This is a genomic window from Vibrio sp. R10-SG-ISO4, from assembly GCF_059834135.1.
Map to the genome: position 1 here is coordinate 278,266 of NZ_JCBDHJ010000008.1, position 17,765 is coordinate 296,030.

At 50.1% G+C, this 17,765-nt stretch carries 14 protein-coding genes; 9 read left to right on the plus strand and 5 right to left on the minus strand.

The genetic code is table 11. From position 1 onward, the window contains the following. The first annotated feature begins 38 nt into the window (after positions 1–38). From lolC to lolE, 3 genes are read left to right on the plus strand one after another with little or no spacing between them, the layout of a single operon-like run. Positions 39–1,247: a lipoprotein-releasing ABC transporter permease subunit LolC gene (gene lolC / locus AC6R03_RS05075; RefSeq protein ID WP_500630282.1), complete on the plus strand. Its 1,209-nt coding sequence runs from the start codon at positions 39–41 to the stop codon at positions 1,245–1,247. Further along, positions 1,240–1,926: a lipoprotein-releasing ABC transporter ATP-binding protein LolD gene (gene lolD, locus AC6R03_RS05080; protein WP_500630281.1), complete on the plus strand. Its 687-nt coding sequence runs from the start codon at positions 1,240–1,242 to the stop codon at positions 1,924–1,926. The genes lolC and lolD overlap by 8 nt, the downstream gene beginning before the upstream one ends. Beyond that, complete coding sequence (gene lolE, locus AC6R03_RS05085) at positions 1,927–3,171, plus strand: lipoprotein-releasing ABC transporter permease subunit LolE (RefSeq protein WP_500630280.1); 1,245 nt, start codon at positions 1,927–1,929, stop codon at positions 3,169–3,171. It begins immediately after the preceding gene. A gap of 135 nt (positions 3,172–3,306) precedes the next feature. On the opposite strand, the gene AC6R03_RS05090 is transcribed toward lolE, so the two are convergent. Then, positions 3,307–3,837, minus strand: coding sequence for a DUF2062 domain-containing protein (locus AC6R03_RS05090; protein WP_334552499.1), 531 nt, complete (start codon positions 3,835–3,837; stop codon positions 3,307–3,309). Between the two features lie 62 nt (positions 3,838–3,899). Between AC6R03_RS05090 and AC6R03_RS05095 the strand changes: the two genes are divergently transcribed. Genes AC6R03_RS05095 through kdsB form a run of 5 tightly spaced genes read left to right on the plus strand, consistent with a single transcriptional unit; the run spans position 3,900 to position 9,775 of the window. After that, the gene (locus AC6R03_RS05095) at positions 3,900–6,074 is read left to right on the plus strand and encodes a DNA internalization-related competence protein ComEC/Rec2 (RefSeq protein WP_500630279.1); all 2,175 of its coding nucleotides are present in this window, start codon (positions 3,900–3,902) and stop codon (positions 6,072–6,074) included. Positions 6,075–6,106: 32 nt separating this feature from the next. Then, on the plus strand, positions 6,107–7,855 hold the full coding sequence (gene msbA, locus AC6R03_RS05100; protein ID WP_500630278.1) for a lipid A ABC transporter ATP-binding protein/permease MsbA: 1,749 nt from the start codon (positions 6,107–6,109) through the stop codon (positions 7,853–7,855). Between the two features lie 3 nt (positions 7,856–7,858). After that, positions 7,859–8,866 carry a tetraacyldisaccharide 4'-kinase gene (gene lpxK / locus AC6R03_RS05105; RefSeq protein WP_500630277.1) on the plus strand — a complete coding sequence of 336 codons (1,008 nt, stop codon included), beginning with the start codon at positions 7,859–7,861 and terminating at the stop codon, positions 8,864–8,866. Continuing rightward, positions 8,847–9,026 (plus strand): Trm112 family protein, encoded by a 180-nt coding sequence (locus AC6R03_RS05110; protein WP_005474972.1) that lies wholly within the window; start codon positions 8,847–8,849, stop codon positions 9,024–9,026. Before lpxK ends, AC6R03_RS05110 begins: the two co-directional genes overlap by 20 nt. Then, positions 9,026–9,775, plus strand: coding sequence for a 3-deoxy-manno-octulosonate cytidylyltransferase (gene kdsB, locus AC6R03_RS05115; protein ID WP_487901149.1), 750 nt, complete (start codon positions 9,026–9,028; stop codon positions 9,773–9,775). The genes AC6R03_RS05110 and kdsB overlap by 1 nt, the downstream gene beginning before the upstream one ends. Before the next feature lie 118 nt (positions 9,776–9,893). On the opposite strand, the gene AC6R03_RS05120 is transcribed toward kdsB, so the two are convergent. The 3 genes from AC6R03_RS05120 to AC6R03_RS05130 all read right to left on the minus strand — a co-directional run bounded on the left by AC6R03_RS05120 (position 9,894) and on the right by AC6R03_RS05130 (position 14,723). Beyond that, entirely contained in the window at positions 9,894–11,438 is a 1,545-nt protein-coding gene (locus AC6R03_RS05120; RefSeq protein WP_500630276.1) for a SpoVR family protein, read from the minus strand. A gap of 9 nt (positions 11,439–11,447) precedes the next feature. Next, positions 11,448–12,719: a YeaH/YhbH family protein gene (locus tag AC6R03_RS05125; protein WP_500630275.1), complete on the minus strand. Its 1,272-nt coding sequence runs from the start codon at positions 12,717–12,719 to the stop codon at positions 11,448–11,450. A gap of 69 nt (positions 12,720–12,788) precedes the next feature. Further along, positions 12,789–14,723 carry a PrkA family serine protein kinase gene (locus tag AC6R03_RS05130; RefSeq protein WP_334552492.1) on the minus strand — a complete coding sequence of 645 codons (1,935 nt, stop codon included), beginning with the start codon at positions 14,721–14,723 and terminating at the stop codon, positions 12,789–12,791. A 460-nt stretch (positions 14,724–15,183) separates the two neighbouring features. On the opposite strand from AC6R03_RS05130, the gene AC6R03_RS05135 reads away from it, so the two are divergent. Then, on the plus strand, positions 15,184–17,070 hold the full coding sequence (locus AC6R03_RS05135) for a methyl-accepting chemotaxis protein (protein WP_500627972.1): 1,887 nt from the start codon (positions 15,184–15,186) through the stop codon (positions 17,068–17,070). 110 nt (positions 17,071–17,180) lie between these two features. Here AC6R03_RS05135 and AC6R03_RS05140 read toward each other — a convergent pair whose 3' ends face one another. Beyond that, positions 17,181–17,681 (minus strand): YfbU family protein, encoded by a 501-nt coding sequence (locus AC6R03_RS05140; protein ID WP_500626135.1) that lies wholly within the window; start codon positions 17,679–17,681, stop codon positions 17,181–17,183. Between the last annotated feature and the right edge of the window lie 84 nt (positions 17,682–17,765).

The window sequence follows — 17,765 nt, forward strand, 5'->3', positions numbered from 1 at the left end:
GGTAGAGTAAACGCCATCAAACATTGATGGTTGGTTTTATGTTTCATCCAGTCTCGACCTTTATCGGGCTTCGTTATTTACGTGGACGATCGGGTGACCGGTTCAGTCGCTTCGTCTCTTATATGTCAACCGCGGGCATTACTATTGGCGTGATGTCGCTGGTGACGGTGTTGTCGGTGATGAACGGTTTTGAGTCGCAGCTTAAAAGTCGCATCCTTGGTGTTCTGCCGCAAGCCATCGTCTCGAATAGTGATGGTCATACTGTTCGTTCGGATACGCCGCCTGAGTTTGTTCGTGCGCTTTCTCCGTCTTCTACGCCGACGCCGATCGTTCAGAGTGAGGCGGTGATTCAAAGCGCAGAAAGTTTGAGTGCTGGCTTGATGGTAGGCATCGACCCGAATCTTGACCGTTCGATTGCCACGCACCTGTACGCGGGTTCGGCAGGGGAGCTGCAAACCGGGGCTTACCGCATCCTGATTGGCCAAACCTTGGCGCGAGGGTTGGATGTCTCGGTGGGTGACAAAGTGCGTCTGATGGTCACTGGCGCCAGTCAGTTTACGCCGCTTGGTCGTATTCCTAGCCAGCGTCTGTTTACGGTGGCAGGGATCTTTAACACAGGATCAGACATCGATGGCCAACTGATGATGGTGCACATTGACGATGCCGCCAAACTGCTGCGCATGAAAAGTGATGAGATGTCAGGCTGGCGACTCTATTTCGACGACCCATTTATCGTCAGTGAGCTTGGGCAAAAGTCTCTACCAGAGCTGTGGCAGTGGCAAGATTGGCGTGATCAGCGTGGGGAACTGTTCCAAGCGGTACGAATGGAAAAAAACATGATGGGGCTGATGCTAGGCCTAATCGTTGGTGTGGCAGCATTTAACATTATTTCCGCCCTTATCATGGTGGTGATGGAAAAACAGTCGGAAGTGGCCATCTTAAAAACGCAAGGCATGCAAAATCATCACATTTTGGCTGTTTTCATGGTGCAAGGTGCAAGCAGCGGCATCATTGGCGCATTCATTGGTGGTGGCCTTGGTGTGCTGCTGGCGACGAATTTAAATGCGTTGCTTGATGCTGCGGGTATCGCGTTATTTGCGGTGGGCGGCGAGTTGCCGATCGTTATCTCCTGGCCGCAAATTCTCTTAGTGGTTTTGCTTGCGATCGCGCTTAGCCTAGCGGCGACCTTGTATCCTTCTTACCGAGCATCCTCGGTCAAACCTGCTGAGGCATTAAGATATGAGTAATCTCTTACGTTGTGAACATGTGTGTAAAACTTACCAAGAAGGCGAGTTAAGCACGCAGGTGTTAAAAGGGGTCAGCTTCGATATTGAGCGCGGCGAATTAGTGTCAATCATTGGCACATCGGGCTCGGGGAAAAGCACCTTGCTGCACATTCTGGGTGCGCTCGATGACGCCAGTGAAGGCCATGTGACATTTTTGGATCAGCCGCTCGCCGAGCTGAGCTCTAACAAACAAGCGAAATTACGCAACCAGCATTTAGGGTTTGTTTACCAATTTCATCATCTGTTGGCCGATTTCAGCGCATTAGAAAATGTCGCTATGCCACTGCTGATTGGCGGCATGCCCGTGTCAGAAGCCAAACAGAAAGCGGCCGCGCTGCTGGACAAAGTGGGGTTGACCCATCGCATCGACCATCGTCCATCGGAGTTATCCGGTGGTGAACGCCAGCGGGTGGCGATTGCGCGCGCCTTAGTCAATAGCCCCGATTTGGTCTTGGCGGATGAACCGACCGGTAACCTTGACCACAAAACGGCGCTGGCGATTTACGATTTAATGCGCGAGCTCAATCGTGAATCAGGAACGGCTTTTTTAGTCGTGACCCACGATGGTGAGCTGGCGGAAAAAATGGATCGTCAACTGCATATGCAAGATGGTCTGCTGATCGATATTAAGGAGTCGTAAGTGTTGTCTTCTTTGTCACTGTTTATCGGTGGTCGATTCAGTCGCGCAAAACAGCGCAACAAAATGGTGTCGTTCATTTCCATCTCCTCGACCATTGGTATTGCTGTTGGCGTTGCGGTGATCATCATTGGTTTGTCTGCAATGAATGGTTTTGAACGCGAGCTAAAAAATCGCGTCTTGTCGGTGATTTCTCACGGCGAGTTCGAAGGTGTGCGCGGCCCACTCAACGAGTGGCCAAACGTGATTGAGCGCGCTCAGCGACATCCGAAAGTGGAAGCAGCTGCGCCGTTTGTCAAAATGACAGCGTTGGCGGAAAAAGGCAGTGCATTAAAAGCTCTTGAGGTGCGAGGCATCGACCCCGAAGCGGAAGCGCGGATTTCCAGTTTGGCGGAATTTATTGACCCGCAAGTCTGGGCAGAGTTTAAACCTGGACAACAGCAAGCCATTATTGGGCAAGGTGTGGCGGATGCGCTCGGCGCAAAGACGGGTGACGCCATTACACTGATGATTCCTACGGGTGGTGCGAGTCGACAGGTTCAGACCCCACGTCGAGTGCGAGTGACCATCGCAGGGATGTTGCAACTGAATGGTCAAATTGACCACAGTCTGATTTTAGTTCCGCTTCAGGATGCGCAGGAATATGGCCGTTTAGATAATGCCGTGACTGGGGTAGCGCTCAAAGTGAGCGATGTCCTAGACGCAACGGCGATTGTGCGTGAAGTGGGAAATACGCTAGATGTGTATGTTTACTTGCGCAGTTGGCAGCAAAAATACGGCTTTTTGTACCGAGATATTCAATTGGTGCGCACCATTATGTATTTGGTGATGGTACTGGTGATTGGTGTAGCGAGCTTTAATATCGTCTCGACCCTGATGATGGCCGTTAAAGATCGCGCAGCCGAGATCGCGATTTTACGCACCATGGGAGCCACCGATGGATTGGTTCGTCGGATTTTTGTCTGGCAAGGTGTCTTCTCAGGCGTGCTTGGCAGTGTGATTGGCAGTATTTTTGGCGTACTCGTGGCGTGGAATTTGACCTCTCTCATCCAGGGGCTGGAGTCGCTAACGGGGCACCAATTTCTTTCTGGCGACATTTACTTTGTCGATTTCCTTCCCTCTGAACTTCACGGCTTTGATGTGGCTTTGGTCTCTTTGACGGCCATCACCCTAAGCTTACTCGCCACTTGGTATCCCGCTTCTCGGGCGGTCAAACTGCACCCTGCGAGCGTTCTCAGTGCTAAGTAGCGATGGTGTTGTGTTTGTCCTGCAAAGCGAACAGTGAGAACAGAAAAAGGACCCGCGGGTCCTTTTTTCATCTTGATTTAACACGCCTTGCATCAGAATGTGTGAATAGGGTGGGTATGCGTTGGTCTCTATCTGCTATTTTTTCAGCATTCTCGGTATTCTGAACTTTCGTTTTTGCCAACTACGGACAACCGAGTAGCGCCACAGCGCTTTGATGCCAAAATAGCCCAACATGGCGGAGACAATCCCGCAGATCAAGCAGCCGAGCAGGAATGGCGGGCCAATGGTGCTCATCTGTTGCAAGATGAACTCCCAAGAGAGTTCAAAGTGAAAGCGCTGCGGTGGGGTATGCATTACCCAAGTGCCCACTTTGTAGGCGAAGTAAAACATCACCGGCATGGTGATTGGGTTGCTGATCCAGACAAGCGCAACGGAGAGTGGCAGGTTAACGCCGCAAGCAATCGCTAACCCAGCAGACATGATCATCTGACTAGGCAGTGGGACAAAAGCCATAAACAACCCCACGGCGAAAGCACCTGCCGCTGAACGGCGATTCAAACACCACAAATTCGGGTTGTACAACACGTTGCCAAAAACCTTTAGTGCCTTTTGACGCTTGATTAACTCATGGTCAGGCATAAAGCGTTTGATAAATTTTCTTGGCATAGGGGACTATGGCTCACTATCTAATCAGTTGTTGGACTCTTGCTTCTTTTTCGGCGACCGTCATGAGCGCCGCAATTTGGCCAGCTATGCCAGATTGGATTTGGAGTGGCCTTAATGTCGGCCTCCTCGTGGTCTCTATTTGGATTCGTATGCTTCGAATCGGGTGGGGAATCAATGCCGGTCTGTTGTTAGTGATGCTTCATGGTCACTTAATTCACCAGCAAATAGAAACGCTCTTCCGTGCAGGGCCAGATATTACCATAAACGCGAAAGCTGACAGCTTTTTTAAACAAATAAGTCACGGCTTTAGAGGCGAAATTGTAGTTAGATCAATCAATGGCCAAACATTGCGCAGTTTGATGCCACTGAAAGTTCAGTTTATATCGCCAATTGCTCTGCTGCCGGGCGATGAAATCGACGTTAAAGTGCGCTTAGAGCCTGTCGTCGGCTTACTTAATGAGGTGGGGTTTGATGCTGAAAAGCAGGCGTTGTCACGCCGATGGTTAGCCACCGCGGTAGCGCCTGCGAAGACGCATTTTATCGTGCGCAGCCTACCCACTCTTCGTGCGCATTACTATCTTCTTCTCGAGCGTGCCATAGCGCCATACTCGCAGCGCGGTTTGATTGAAGCGTTGACCTTTGGCGCTCGGCATCATTTAAGTACGGCGCAATCTGCTCAGTTGGCTCGCAGCGGGCTTGGCCACCTGATTGCCATTTCTGGCCTGCATATCGGCATCGCGTTTGGACTAGGGTGGTGGTTGGGGCGGGGTGTATTCATGCTATGGCCTAGGGCAAACGTGGCGCCGCTCATTTTGGGGCTTATCGTCGCCACTTGCTACGCTTGGCTCGCCGGTTTAACGCTACCCACTCAGCGCGCGTTACTGGCGTGTTTGTTGACCGTTGGACTGCTGCTGGTCAAACGCTATTGGCCGCTGCGGCTCAAGTGGTGTCTGGTGACTGCGATCTTGTTACTTTTTGACCCTTTCGCACCCTTGTCTCTCAGCTTTTGGATGTCGATTCTGGCGGTGGCGATCATCTTCGTGTTTGTTTCCAGCCGCTACGCACAAACCGGCGCGCTTAGCAGTATGCTGCGCTTACAGGTTTTCTTTCTGCTTTTCATGACACCGCTGACGATACTATTTTTTGATGGCGTCAGTCGCATCGCGTTTCTCACTAATCTGGTCTGTGTGCCGCTGTTTTCGTTCATTATCATTCCTCTCACTCTGCTCGCATTGCTGGCCCAGTTGCTATTCGATTGTTCGTTGTTGTGGCCGTTAATCAATAGGTTGTTGCAATGGGTGTCGAATGCTTTGGGTCATTGGGACTTGTGGTGGTGGGTCGAAGATGATTGGGCAATGCTGTTCGGAGTGAGCGCTCTGCTAGCGCTGGCTTCTGTCTGGGTACGCAAGCGGGTGTTGTTGCTGATTTTTGCTGTGACGGCGATGGGGCGGATAGAATTTGCTCCCAAGCCATTATGGGAGATGTGGATACTCGATGTCGGGCATGGTCTCGCCGTTGTGATTCGACAAGGCGAGACCGCGCTGGTTTATGACACGGGCAGCGCTTGGCAAGACTCGAGCTATGCGGAGCAGATCATCACGCCATTGCTTTACAAGCGGGGAATTCGCCGTGTTGACTATCTTATTCTCAGCCATATGGACTGGGATCATGCCGGTGGTTGGCAGCCATTAGTGGCAGAGTGGCAACCGACACTCATCAGCAGTCAACATGGCGTAGGCGATGTGCCCTGTCGTCAAGGTCAAACCCTACAGTGGCAGCGTTTGACGCTTGAGGTCTTATGGCCGCCAACACGAGTCTCTCGAGCGTTCAATCCGCACTCTTGTGTTATTCGAGTGAGCTCGCCAAAGGCGTCGGTATTACTGACCGGAGACATTGATGCCATTGCTGAGTGGCTATTGCTCCGAGAGCCGCAATATCTGAAGGCCGACATCCTCATAGTGCCCCATCATGGCAGCCGGACCTCGTCTTTGCCCGCGTTTATCGACGCCGTTTCACCGAGGTTGGCTTTAGCGTCGTCAGCGTATCGAGGGCGCTGGACACTGCCACACCCATTGGTGGTGGAGCGCTATCAAATTCGTGGTATTGATTGGCGTGATACCGGTACCTTTGGCCAGTTGACGGTGAAATTTTATCCAAACGAGTGGTTTGTCCGTGGGATTCGAGAGGTCAAAGGCCGGGCATGGTATAGGCAGATGCTGCGTAACGGAGTAGAATGACCGCAATATTGTAAGAAAAATAAAGCCTTTCTATGTCACAACACCAAGATGAAACCACCTGGACCACGTTTAAACGATTGTGGACATACATTCGCCTGTACAAAGCGGGTCTCGTGGTCGCGATCATTGCGCTTGTCATTAATGCCTTTGCGGACACCTACATGATCTCCTTGCTCAAGCCTTTGCTCGATGAAGGGTTTGGTGATGCAGACTCCAACTTTTTGCGCACGCTACCGTTTATCATTTTGGGGATGATGGTGCTCAGGGGCTTGAGTGGATTCGTCTCAACCTACTGTTTGAGTTGGGTATCGGGCAATGTGGTGATGCTGATGCGTCGCCGTATCTTTGCTCAGTTTATGCATATGCCGGTGTCGTTTTTTGATAAAGAGTCGACCGGTGGTTTACTGTCTCGTATTACCTATGACTCCGAGCAGGTGGCAGGTGCAACCAGCCGTGCGTTAGTCAGTATCGTGCGTGAAGGCGCGAGTATTATTGGTTTACTTGTCCTAATGTTTTGGAACAGTTGGCAGTTATCTTTAGTCTTGTTTGTCGTCGCTCCCGTGGTGGCATGGGGGATTGGCGTGGTCTCCAAACGTTTTCGCCGTATTTCAAAAAATATGCAAGATGCGATGGGCAACGTTACCTCTTCGGCGGAGCAGATGCTGAAAGGCCACAAAGTCGTATTGAGTTATGGCGGTCAGGATGTGGAAACCAAGCGTTTTGACGAAGTGAGTAATCGCATGCGCCAACAGACGATGAAGCTTGTCGCTGCTCAAGCGATCGCCAATCCGGTGATCCAAGTGATCGCGTCGATGGCATTGGTGGTGGTGCTGTTTTTGGCTAGCGTCGATTCGATTCGTGCTGACCTGACGCCGGGCACCTTTACGGTCATCTTCTCTGCCATGTTTGGCTTGATGCGCCCTCTGAAATCTCTCACTAACGTCACCTCAGAATTTCAGCGCGGTATGGCGGCAAGCCAAACCTTGTTTGGCCTGATGGATCTTGAGACTGAGAAAGATACCGGTCAATACAGCACGGACAAAGTCCGTGGTGATATTGAAGTGAAAGACGTCACCTTCACCTACGGTGGCAAAGAGAAACCGGCACTCAGCCAAGTGAGCTTTTCTATCCCGCAGGGTAAGACGGTGGCGCTGGTGGGCCGCTCGGGTTCAGGCAAAAGTACCATTGCCAATCTCTTTACCCGTTTTTACGACGTTGATTCAGGCACCATCTTGCTCGATGAACACGACATCCGCGATTACAGCCTAAGCAATCTGCGCAGTCACTTTGCCCTTGTGTCGCAAAATGTGCACTTGTTCAATGACACCATTGCCAACAACATTGCTTATGCGGCGAAAGACAAATACAGCCGCGAGCAAATCGAAGAAGCCGCGCGTTTGGCGTACGCGATGGATTTCATTGAAGGCATGGATGACGGATTAGATACTGTGATTGGTGAAAACGGAACTAGCTTGTCAGGCGGTCAACGTCAACGTATCGCGATTGCGCGAGCGTTGCTGCGTGATGCCCCTGTACTGATCTTGGATGAGGCCACATCGGCGCTAGATACTGAGTCTGAGAAGGCAATCCAGTCCGCACTCGATGAACTGCAGAAAAACAAAACGGTGTTGGTGATTGCGCACCGACTGTCGACCATTGAAAATGCGGATGAAATCCTGGTTGTTGATGAGGGTGAAATTGTTGAGCGTGGCTCACACGCTGAGCTGTTGTCCCAAGACGGTGCGTATGCGCAGCTTCACCGTATTCAATTTGGTGCTTAATCGGTGATTGAGCAGATTTGGTTTGGTCAACACCCCCTTCGTTGGTTAGCCTGGCCGCTTCTATGGCCGCTAAGTCGTTTGTTTGCGGTTATCAGTCAGCGCCGACGTCAGCAGTTCGAGTCTGGCGTTAAACAGAGCTATCGAGCGCCAGTGCCTGTAGTGGTGGTGGGTAATATCACCGCCGGTGGCAATGGCAAAACGCCGGTCGTGATCTGGCTGGTTGAGACCTTACAAGCGCTCGGTTTCACGCCGGGTGTGGTGTCACGGGGCTACGGCGCGAAAGCGCCGTCTTATCCGTTGATGGTGGACGCTTCAACGCTAACCCTGCATTGTGGTGATGAACCTAAGCTTATTTATCAGCGCACCGGTGCGCCGGTTGCTGTGTCACCGGTTCGGTCTGAGGCAGTAAAAGCCTTAATACCACAAGGCGTGGATATCATCATTACCGACGATGGGTTGCAGCATTACGCCTTACAAAGAGACATAGAGTTGGTGGTTGTGGATGGTGCTCGCCGTTTTGGTAACGAACAACTTTTGCCGTTAGGGCCGCTGCGCGAATCGACCGCTCGATTGCAAAGTGTTGATGCCATCATTACCAACGGGGGCAATGCTCACCCGGGTGAAGCATCGATGCAATTGGTGCCAGACCTTGCCGTCAACCTAACAACCGGAGAGCGTCGCGCAGTCGGCGAACTTGGGCGCTTAATCGCGATGGCTGGAATTGGTCATCCACCACGATTTTTCAATACCTTAGCCCAGCTCGGTGCGCAGGTGACCATGAGCCAAGGCTTTGCCGATCACAAAGATTTCTCCGCCGATGAATTAATCGCGTTGGCTGCAAAAGGCGACGCTTTGATCATGACAGAAAAAGATGCCGTAAAATGTACGCAATTTGCGCAGGACAACTGGTGGTATTTGCCCGTGTCTGCCAAATTTGAGCCACAGGATGCCGCGTACATCATCAATAAAATTAAAGAGGTGAAAGAGCAGTATGGACCATCGTCTTCTTGAAATCGTTGCTTGCCCAGTGTGCAAAGGAAAGCTGACGTTCGACAAAGATAAACAAGAGCTAATTTGTAAATTGGATCGACTTGCTTACCCAATTAAAGAGGGCATTCCTGTCCTGCTCGAACCTGAAGCTCGCCAAATGAGCATGGATGAGGGTCGCTAATGGCTTTTACTGTCGTTATACCTGCGCGCTATCAATCTAGCCGCTTACCGGGTAAGCCTCTTGCCGATATCGCTGGTAAGCCTATGGTGCAACGCGTTTACGAGCAAGCCATTCAAGCGGGTGCCGAGCGAGTGATCGTTGCGACCGATGATGAACGAGTTGAGCAAGCCGTGCGAGCCTTTGGTGGTGATGTGTGCATGACGTCAGACAAGCACGAATCAGGCACCGAGCGCTTAGCGGAAGTGGTTGAACAGATGGGCATTGCTGACGATCACATTATCGTCAATGTTCAAGGTGATGAGCCTTTGATACCGCCATCGATCATTTCTCAAGTGGCCGATAACCTTGCCCGTTGCAACGCGCCAATGGCCACGTTGGCGGTAGAGATCCGTGATGAAGAGGAAGTGTTCAATCCCAATGCGGTGAAAGTGGTGGTAGACCAGCAAGGTTTTGCCCTTTACTTTAGCCGGGCGACGATTCCTTGGGATCGTGACCACTTTGCTAGCGGTAATGCCGATGCCAAACAGCCTCTACTGCGTCATATCGGTATTTATGCCTATCGTGCGGGATTCATCAATACCTATGTCAATTGGCAGCCTACGCCACTAGAGCGTATTGAGTGCTTAGAGCAGCTTCGTGTGCTCTGGTATGGAGAAAAAATCCATGTCGATGTTGCCAAAGAAGCGCCGGCCGCTGGAGTGGATACACCACACGATCTTGATGTCGTCAGACGTCATTTTAGTGCTTAAGTGCGCATCCAACTAACACCATAGAATATTAAGGCCCAGAAACGGACAGGTTTCTGGGCCTTTTGCTTTATGCGTGGCAGGTTGCTTTTATACGTAACAGGATGTCAGCGCACAGCGTTTAGATTTTCGTGTCGTAGTCGTTACGCTTAGGGCAGGTGCCGAGAATCTCACGTCGCCCAGTCTCCTTCACCTCTTCGAGTACCACATCGAATCCCCATAGACGGTAGACATGTTTGAGCACTTCCTCGTAGCTCTCATCGAGTGGAATACGGTCATGAGGCACGTATTGCAGGGTTAATGAGCGGTCCCCACGCACGTCAACGTTATACACTTGGATATTGGGCTCAAGGTTGCTCAAGTTGTATTGCGCCGCGAGCTTTTCACGAATGGCACGGTAGCCAATATCGTTGTGAATCGCGGTGACTTCAATAAAGTTTTTCCTATCATCATCGGTGATGGAGAACAGCTTAAAGTCGCGGATCACTTTCGGCGATAGGTATTGGCTGATGAAGCTTTCGTCTTTAAAGTTGTGCATCGCAAAGTGCACCGCTTCTAGCCAATCGCTGCCAGCTAACTCTGGGAACCACTCTTTGTCCTCATCCGTAGGCTCTTGACAAATGCGACGTATATCCCTAAACATCGCAAAGCCGAGTGCGTAGGGATTGATACCACTAAAATAGGGGCTGTTATAGGGCGGCTGAGCCACCACACTGGTGTGGCTATGAAGAAACTCTAAGATAAAGCGTTCGCTGACCAAACCTTCATCGTACATGTGGTTGAGAATGGTGTAGTGCCAGAAGGTTGCCCAGCCTTCGTTCATCACTTGGGTTTGCTTTTGCGGGTAGAAGTATTGGCTAATTTTACGCACGATGCGCACGATCTCACGTTGCCATGGCTCCAGCAACGGGGCGTGCTTTTCAATGAAATAGAGAATGTTCTCTTGTGGCTCTGTCGGGAAGAGCAGTTTGCTTTTCTCTTGCTCTACCTTGTTTTTGGGTACTGTGCGCCATAGGTCATTGACTTGAGATTGCAGGTACGCTTCACGCTCTTCTTGGCGCATTTTTTCTTCGGCAATCGAGATCTTTTCCGGACGTTTGTAGCGATCTACGCCAAAATTCATCAAGGCGTGGCACGAGTCGATAAGCTCTTCAACTTCTTTGACGCCATACTTTTGTTCGCACTCGGCAATGTAGTTTTTCGCAAACAGCAAATAGTCAATGATCGAACTGGCATCAGTCCAAGTTTGGAACAGATAATTGCCTTTAAAAAAGGAGTTGTGCCCGTAGCAGGCGTGCGCCATCACTAGGGCTTGCATGGTAACGGTATTTTCCTCCATCAAGTAGGCGATACATGGGTCAGAGTTGATCACGATTTCGTACGCCAGCCCCATTTGACCGTGTTTATAGCCTTGCTCGGTTTGAATGAACTTTTTACCAAACGACCAGTGGTTATAATTGATGGGCATACCAATACTCGAATAGGCGTCCATCATCTGCTCTGAGGTGATCACTTCAATCTGATTGGGGTAGGTGTCGAGTCGATAATGCTCGGCGACGCGTTTGATCTCCATGTGATAACGTTCAATGAGATCGAATGTCCAATCAGGACCATCGGGCAGTCTATTTGCGTTTGATTTGGCAGACTTTTTTGTTTTCGTAGTCATAGCGCCTCCCTATGCATGCTCTTTGCGAAACAACTCTCTAAACACCGGGAAGATATCTTCGACGCTGCGAATGTGCTTCATCGCAAAGTTGTCAAAGCTGTTTTCCAGCTTCTCATATTCGTGCCAAAGCGTTTGGTGTGAACGGCGAGTTATTTCAATGTACGAATAGTACTGACACTCAGGTAATAACTGTTTGGTGAGCAATTCTCGACAGCGAGGTGAGTCGTCTGCCCAGTTATCGCCATCCGATGCTTGCGCGGCATAAATGTTCCATTCAGCGGTTGGGAATCGATCTTTGATGATCTCGTCCATCAGTTTCAACGCACTGGAGACGATGGTGCCGCCGGTCTCTTGCGAATAGAAAAACTCGTGCTCATCGACTTCTTTGGCTTGGGTGTGGTGACGGATAAAGACCACTTCGACGTTTTCATAGGTGCGAGTCAAGAACAGGTAGAGCAGCACATAAAAGCGTTTGGCAATGTCTTTGGTGGCTTGGTCCATCGAGCCTGACACATCCATCAAACAGAACATCACCGCTTGGCTAGATGGAATCGCGCGTCGTTCGTAATTTTTGAAGCGAAGATCAAAGGTATCGATAAAGGGCACGGTGTCGATTTTTTTACGCAGTGCCGCGATTTCGTCCTGTAGGCGCTTCTCTTCAAGCAGTTGGGCAGGCTCACTCATCTTGACTTCATCGAGCGCCGCTTCGAGCTCTCGTAGCATGCGACGTTTGCCCGCGGTCATGGCTGTGCGGCGAGCAAGGGATTGCTGCAAAGATTTCACAATCGCGATGTTGGCGGGAACACCAGCGGTTTGATAGCCTGCGCGATGGGTTTTCCATTCAGTGATTTTGTTGATTTGGTTTTTTTCAAGGTTTGGTAGTTCCAAATCCTCAAACAGAATATCAAGATACTCATCTTTGGATATTTGAAACACAAAATCGTCTTGGCCTTCGCCGTCGGGACTGGCTTCACCTTCTCCTGAACCGCCGCCTTGCCCCCCCCCTTTCGGGCGCTCGATTTTATCGCCGGTGATAAATTGATCGTTACCTGGGTGAACGCGTTCTTTCAATCCCCCTTTACCTTGATGAAACACAGGTTCGCTGATGTCTTTGTGTGGAATAGAGACGTCTTCACCAGAGTCCGTATTCGTAATAGAACGTCGATTCACGGCATCTGCTACGGACTCTTTGATCTGCTCTTTATGACGGCGAATAAAGCGCTGGCGGTTTACCGCGCTTTTATTCTTACCGTTCAGTCGTCGGTCAATAAATTGCGCCATGAGTTCCCCCTCAATTGCGTTAACGTCGTCAATACGCCCCTTGGATTGAATCACCAAGGGGCGATGTGCTTAAGACGATTTACGTACGCGTAGATACCACTCAGAAAGCAAACGAACTTGGCGTTCGGTATAGCCTTTTTCCATCATACGAGCGACAAAGTCGTCGTGTTTCTTCTGATCTTCAGAAGAGGTTTTAGCGTTAAACGAAATGACTGGGAGCAACTCTTCGGTGTTAGAGAACATTTTCTTCTCGATAACGGTGCGAAGTTTCTCGTAGCTCGTCCAGACCGGATTTTTACCTTCGTTGTTGGCGCGAGCGCGGAGCACGAAGTTCACGATCTCATTACGGAAATCTTTTGGATTACTGATGCCTGCCGTCTTCTCAATTTTCTCCAGTTCGTTATTGAGCGCTGAGCGGTCAAACAATTGGCCGGTTTCAGGGTCGCGGTACTCTTGGTCTTGAATCCAGAAATCAGCATAGGTCACGTAGCGATCAAAGATGTTTTGACCGTACTCCGAGTAAGACTCGAGATAGGCGGTCTGGATCTCTTTGCCGATAAATTCGACGTAGCGTGGTACTAAGTAACCTTTCAAGAACTCAAGGTATCGCTCAGCGGTCTCTTGAGGGAACTGCTCACGCTCAATTTGCTGCTCAATCACATAGAAGAGGTGAACAGGGTTCGCAGCGACTTCCGCGCTGTCGAAGTTGAACACGCGCGAGAGGATCTTGAAGGCAAAACGGGTCGAGAGACCAGACATCCCCTCATCAACACCGGCGAAGTCACGGTATTCCTGATAGCTTTTTGCTTTCGGATCAGTGTCTTTAAGGGTTTCCCCGTCGTAGACGCGCATTTTTGAGAAAATAGACGAGTTCTCTGGCTCTTTGAGGCGCGATAGAATACTGAACTGTGATAGCAATTCGAGCGTGCTGGGTGAGCACGGTGCTTTGGCAAGCTCGGAGTGATCAAGCAGTTTCTGGTAGATTTTCACCTCTTCAGACACGCGCAGACAGTAAGGAACTTTGACAATGTAGACACGGTCTAAGAACGCCTCATTGTTTTTGTTATTGCGGAAGGTCTGCCATTCGGATTCGTTGGAGTGCGCGAGAATCATGCCATCAAACGGCAGCGCAGATAGCCCCTCAGTACCGTTATAGTTGCCTTCTTGCGTTGCGGTAAGCAGCGGGTGAAGCACTTTGATTGGCGCTTTAAACATCTCAACGAATTCCATTAAGCCTTGGTTTGCACGACACAAGGCACCGGAATAGCTGTAAGCATCGGGATCGTCTTGGGAGAAGTGTTCTAACTGACGAATATCGACTTTACCGACCAGTGATGAAATGTCTTGGTTGTTTTCATCGCCGGGCTCAGTTTTGGCAATCGCACGTTGGTCCAAAATGGATGGGCGCACTTTCACAACTTTAAATTTGGAGATGTCACCGCCGAATTCATGTAGGCGCTTGGCTGCCCAAGGCGACATGATGGAGCGTAGGTAGCGGTTTTCGATGCCATACTCTTTTTTCAGAAGCTCACCATCTTCATTGACGTCAAACAGACAGAATGGATGGTCGTTGACTGGGCTACGGACACCGTTGGCAGAGAGCACGTAAATGGGCATCTGTTGCATCAAGGCTTTGAGTTTCTCCGCGAGTGACGATTTACCACCGCCCACAGGGCCGAGTAGGTAAAGAATCTGTTTGCGCTCTTCGAGACCTTGCGCCGCATGCTTGAGGTAGGAGACGATTTGCTCGATGGCTTCCTCCATACCGTAAAAATCTTTGAATGTTTCATAACGAGAAATCATCCGGTTGGAGAAGATACGGCTGAGACGGGGGTCTTTCGCTGTATCGATTACTTGTGGCTCACCAATAGCCATCAATAGACGTTCAGCCGCGTTTGCGTAAGCACTTTTGTCGTCCTTACACAGGCTAAGGAATTCTTGCAGTGATAACTCCTCATCCTTGGAGGCTTCGTAGCGTGCTTGGAAATGGTCGAAAATACTCATAATGAAATCCCCTCTGAACCTGTCAAAATGACATTAAACCCGCATTGAAAAGCGTTTCCTCTCTTCCTATAAGACTAGCCCGTATTTGGAATTCTGCTTAAAAAATATGTGTTTAATTGCAAATTGTGATTTTGGGCAGATTCAGCCGCTCTCTTTTCCGACAAGTTCAAAGTGGTGAAATAATCAAGGCGTGAATCATTAATATTTACGACCTATCGATGAGGGGAATGCGTCAGGAAAAGCGCTGGTAAAACTCACCATCTAAACAGAGCGTTAGCCGCTCTTGAGTGTCACCCTTGTGATGAAGGCAGCAAATTAAAACAAAAAGAGTGCGCTCGCTTCCACAAACAAAACACTTTTTTCAAGGCTTTCGACGTGCGTCATGATTTATTTCTATGCGCAAAATATAATGACTGAGATGATCCCATCGCAATCACATTAGAATGAAAGTAACTGCTATATGTTCAATAAAATTTCGTTAAAAAATAAACTCGCGATTTCAGCGAGTGTTGCCATTGTAGTCGGGGGGCTCTTGGTGGAAGCGATCTCTTTTCGTTCCTCATTGGAACGGTTGGATTTTGAGGTCGAGCAGCGCCTAGAGAGTACCGTCTCATCTTACAATCAGTACGTGACAGACTGGATAGGGTCGAAGGGGCGAGCCCTGACGTCTTTATCTCAAGAGTCGGAGAAGGGCGCCATTGTGACCCATCTCAAGCAGTTGCGTGACTCAGCGGCGTTTGACAATGTTTTTCTCGCCTACGCCGATGGTTCGCAGGACAACGCCAATGGAGTGGTACTGCCGCCGGGTAATAATGACCCGCGCAAATGGGGCTGGTACCAGAACGCAGTAAAGCAGCCGTCGAAAGTGTTTATGGATAATCCTACCGTCGCTGCGGCAACGGGCGCTAACGTGGTGTCGCTAGGTAAAGCGTTGACGCTGCATGGCGAACAAGTGGTGTTGGGCGCGGATGTTGAAATCACCGATATCCTCACCAGTATGGAGCATGTCATTTTGCCGGGTGAAGGCTACATGTTTATTGCCAACGCGCAAGGCAACGTCTTTGTCCACGCTGATACCAAACTGCTCAATAAACCTATTTCTCAGCTAGGCCTTAATATCGATGCGGTTAAGCAAGCAACGCAACGTAGCCAAGTTTCGATGCAAGTCATCAACGGTCAAGAATCGGTCTTGTTTGCACGCAATATTCAAGGCACTGAGTTGTCGACGGTAGTCGTGCTCAATTACGATTCCCTTGTTGCGCCACTGACTAGCGCAGTTTGGGGGCAGCTATTGGTGACCTTAGTGGTCGTGATTGTCTGTGTTGCGCTGTTTAACTGGTTGTGCAACATCTTATTCCGCCCTCTCAACAACGTTTCTAACGCACTCGAGCAAATTGCAAACGGGAGTGGTGACCTTACCCAGCGTATCAAGGTGGAGTCACAAGACGAGGTGGGTCGCTTAGCGAATAACTTTAATACCTTTGTTGGTAGCTTGCAGTCGCTTATTGGCCACATCCGTGAGCAGTCACACCAGCTCAAAGATCAATCAGAGCAAAGTGCGTTGCGTGGTCAAGATGCGGTGAAAGATATTCACCTGCAACAGCAAGAGATCACCATGGTGGCCACTGCGGTCACTCAGCTCGCCAGTGCGACCCACGAAATTGCGTCTCATGCAGAGCAAACCGCTCAGGCAGCTCACGAATCGACGCAAAGTACCGATAACGGTTATGCGCTGGTGGCGGATACCAAAGGTTCAATCAACAAACTGGCGGCGGAACTCGATAGCGCAGGACTGGTTGTCAGTGAACTGGATAGGCACGCACAAGAGATTTCCACTGTGTTGCAAACCATTCAGGGCATTGCTGAGCAGACCAACTTACTTGCGTTGAACGCGGCGATTGAAGCGGCGCGTGCAGGTGAACAAGGTCGCGGTTTTGCCGTTGTTGCCGATGAAGTCCGTGTGTTGTCTCAACGTACACACTCCTCGACAGAAGAGATCAAACACACCATCGATGTACTGCAAGGTACAACGAATAAAGCGGTTTCGATTATGAAGAGCAGCGCAGCGCTCGCCGCTCACTCGGTACAAGACGCGGATCGCGCTGCGAGTGCGTTGGAAGAAATCAAAACCGCGGGTGCACTCATCAGTGATATGGCGACGCAAATCGCCACTGCGGCAGAAGAGCAAACGCATGTGACGAGTGAGATTACGCAAAATATCACCTCCATCAAGAACGTGGCGGATCAGTTAGTGGCAGGTGCGGATACCAGCTCGAAAGAGGCGTATCAGGTGAAAGCCAATGCGGAAGCGCTCACCTCGAAAGTGGCCATGTTTAAGCTGAGCTAATTGGCTAACCAACTAAAAAGGGGCGTACACGCCCCTTTTCTGTTTCTCTATGTCTCTATGTCTCGCTATGCTCTAGTCGCAAGCTGCGCGAGAGCGGTATCGTGCTTGTCTTACGCGCGGAAGATCTGTTTTAGCTCGTTAGCGCAGAGATGGTACTGACGAGGACAGTTGCGCCAAGTGGTCAACATGCGGCGATATTTCTCTAGCATCGGCATCTGAGCATTAAAGTAGTGATCACCTTTATCAAACTGTGGGTAGAGACCTTCAGAGTCCGTTAGGAAACGCACATAGTTGACGAGCTGCGCTTCTGAAGCGATGTCAAAGCCTAGGAACGTAAGACGGCGTTGGTCGACATCTTTTTGCTCTTGCGCCTCTAGCATGCGGTAGGATTCCTGCATGGCATGGTACATTTCCATGATGTCGATAATCTCACGACAGTGTGCTTCGCTCAAACAGCCAAAGTTCTTGTTCAGCTCGTTCATTTGTAGCTCGTAGCCACGTTCAACGATCACCTGCAAACGCTGGTATTTCGCGGCGTTTTCTGGGTCCATTTGTGACATCAAGTAGTATTGGTTTGAAAGAATCAAACGTTGAGCGTTTGTCATTTCCATGCTGGCCTCACTTAAAGAATCTAATACATTTTTAATGTGCTTAGGTTATCCGTTCATTACAGGATGAAACATGATCTCAACACA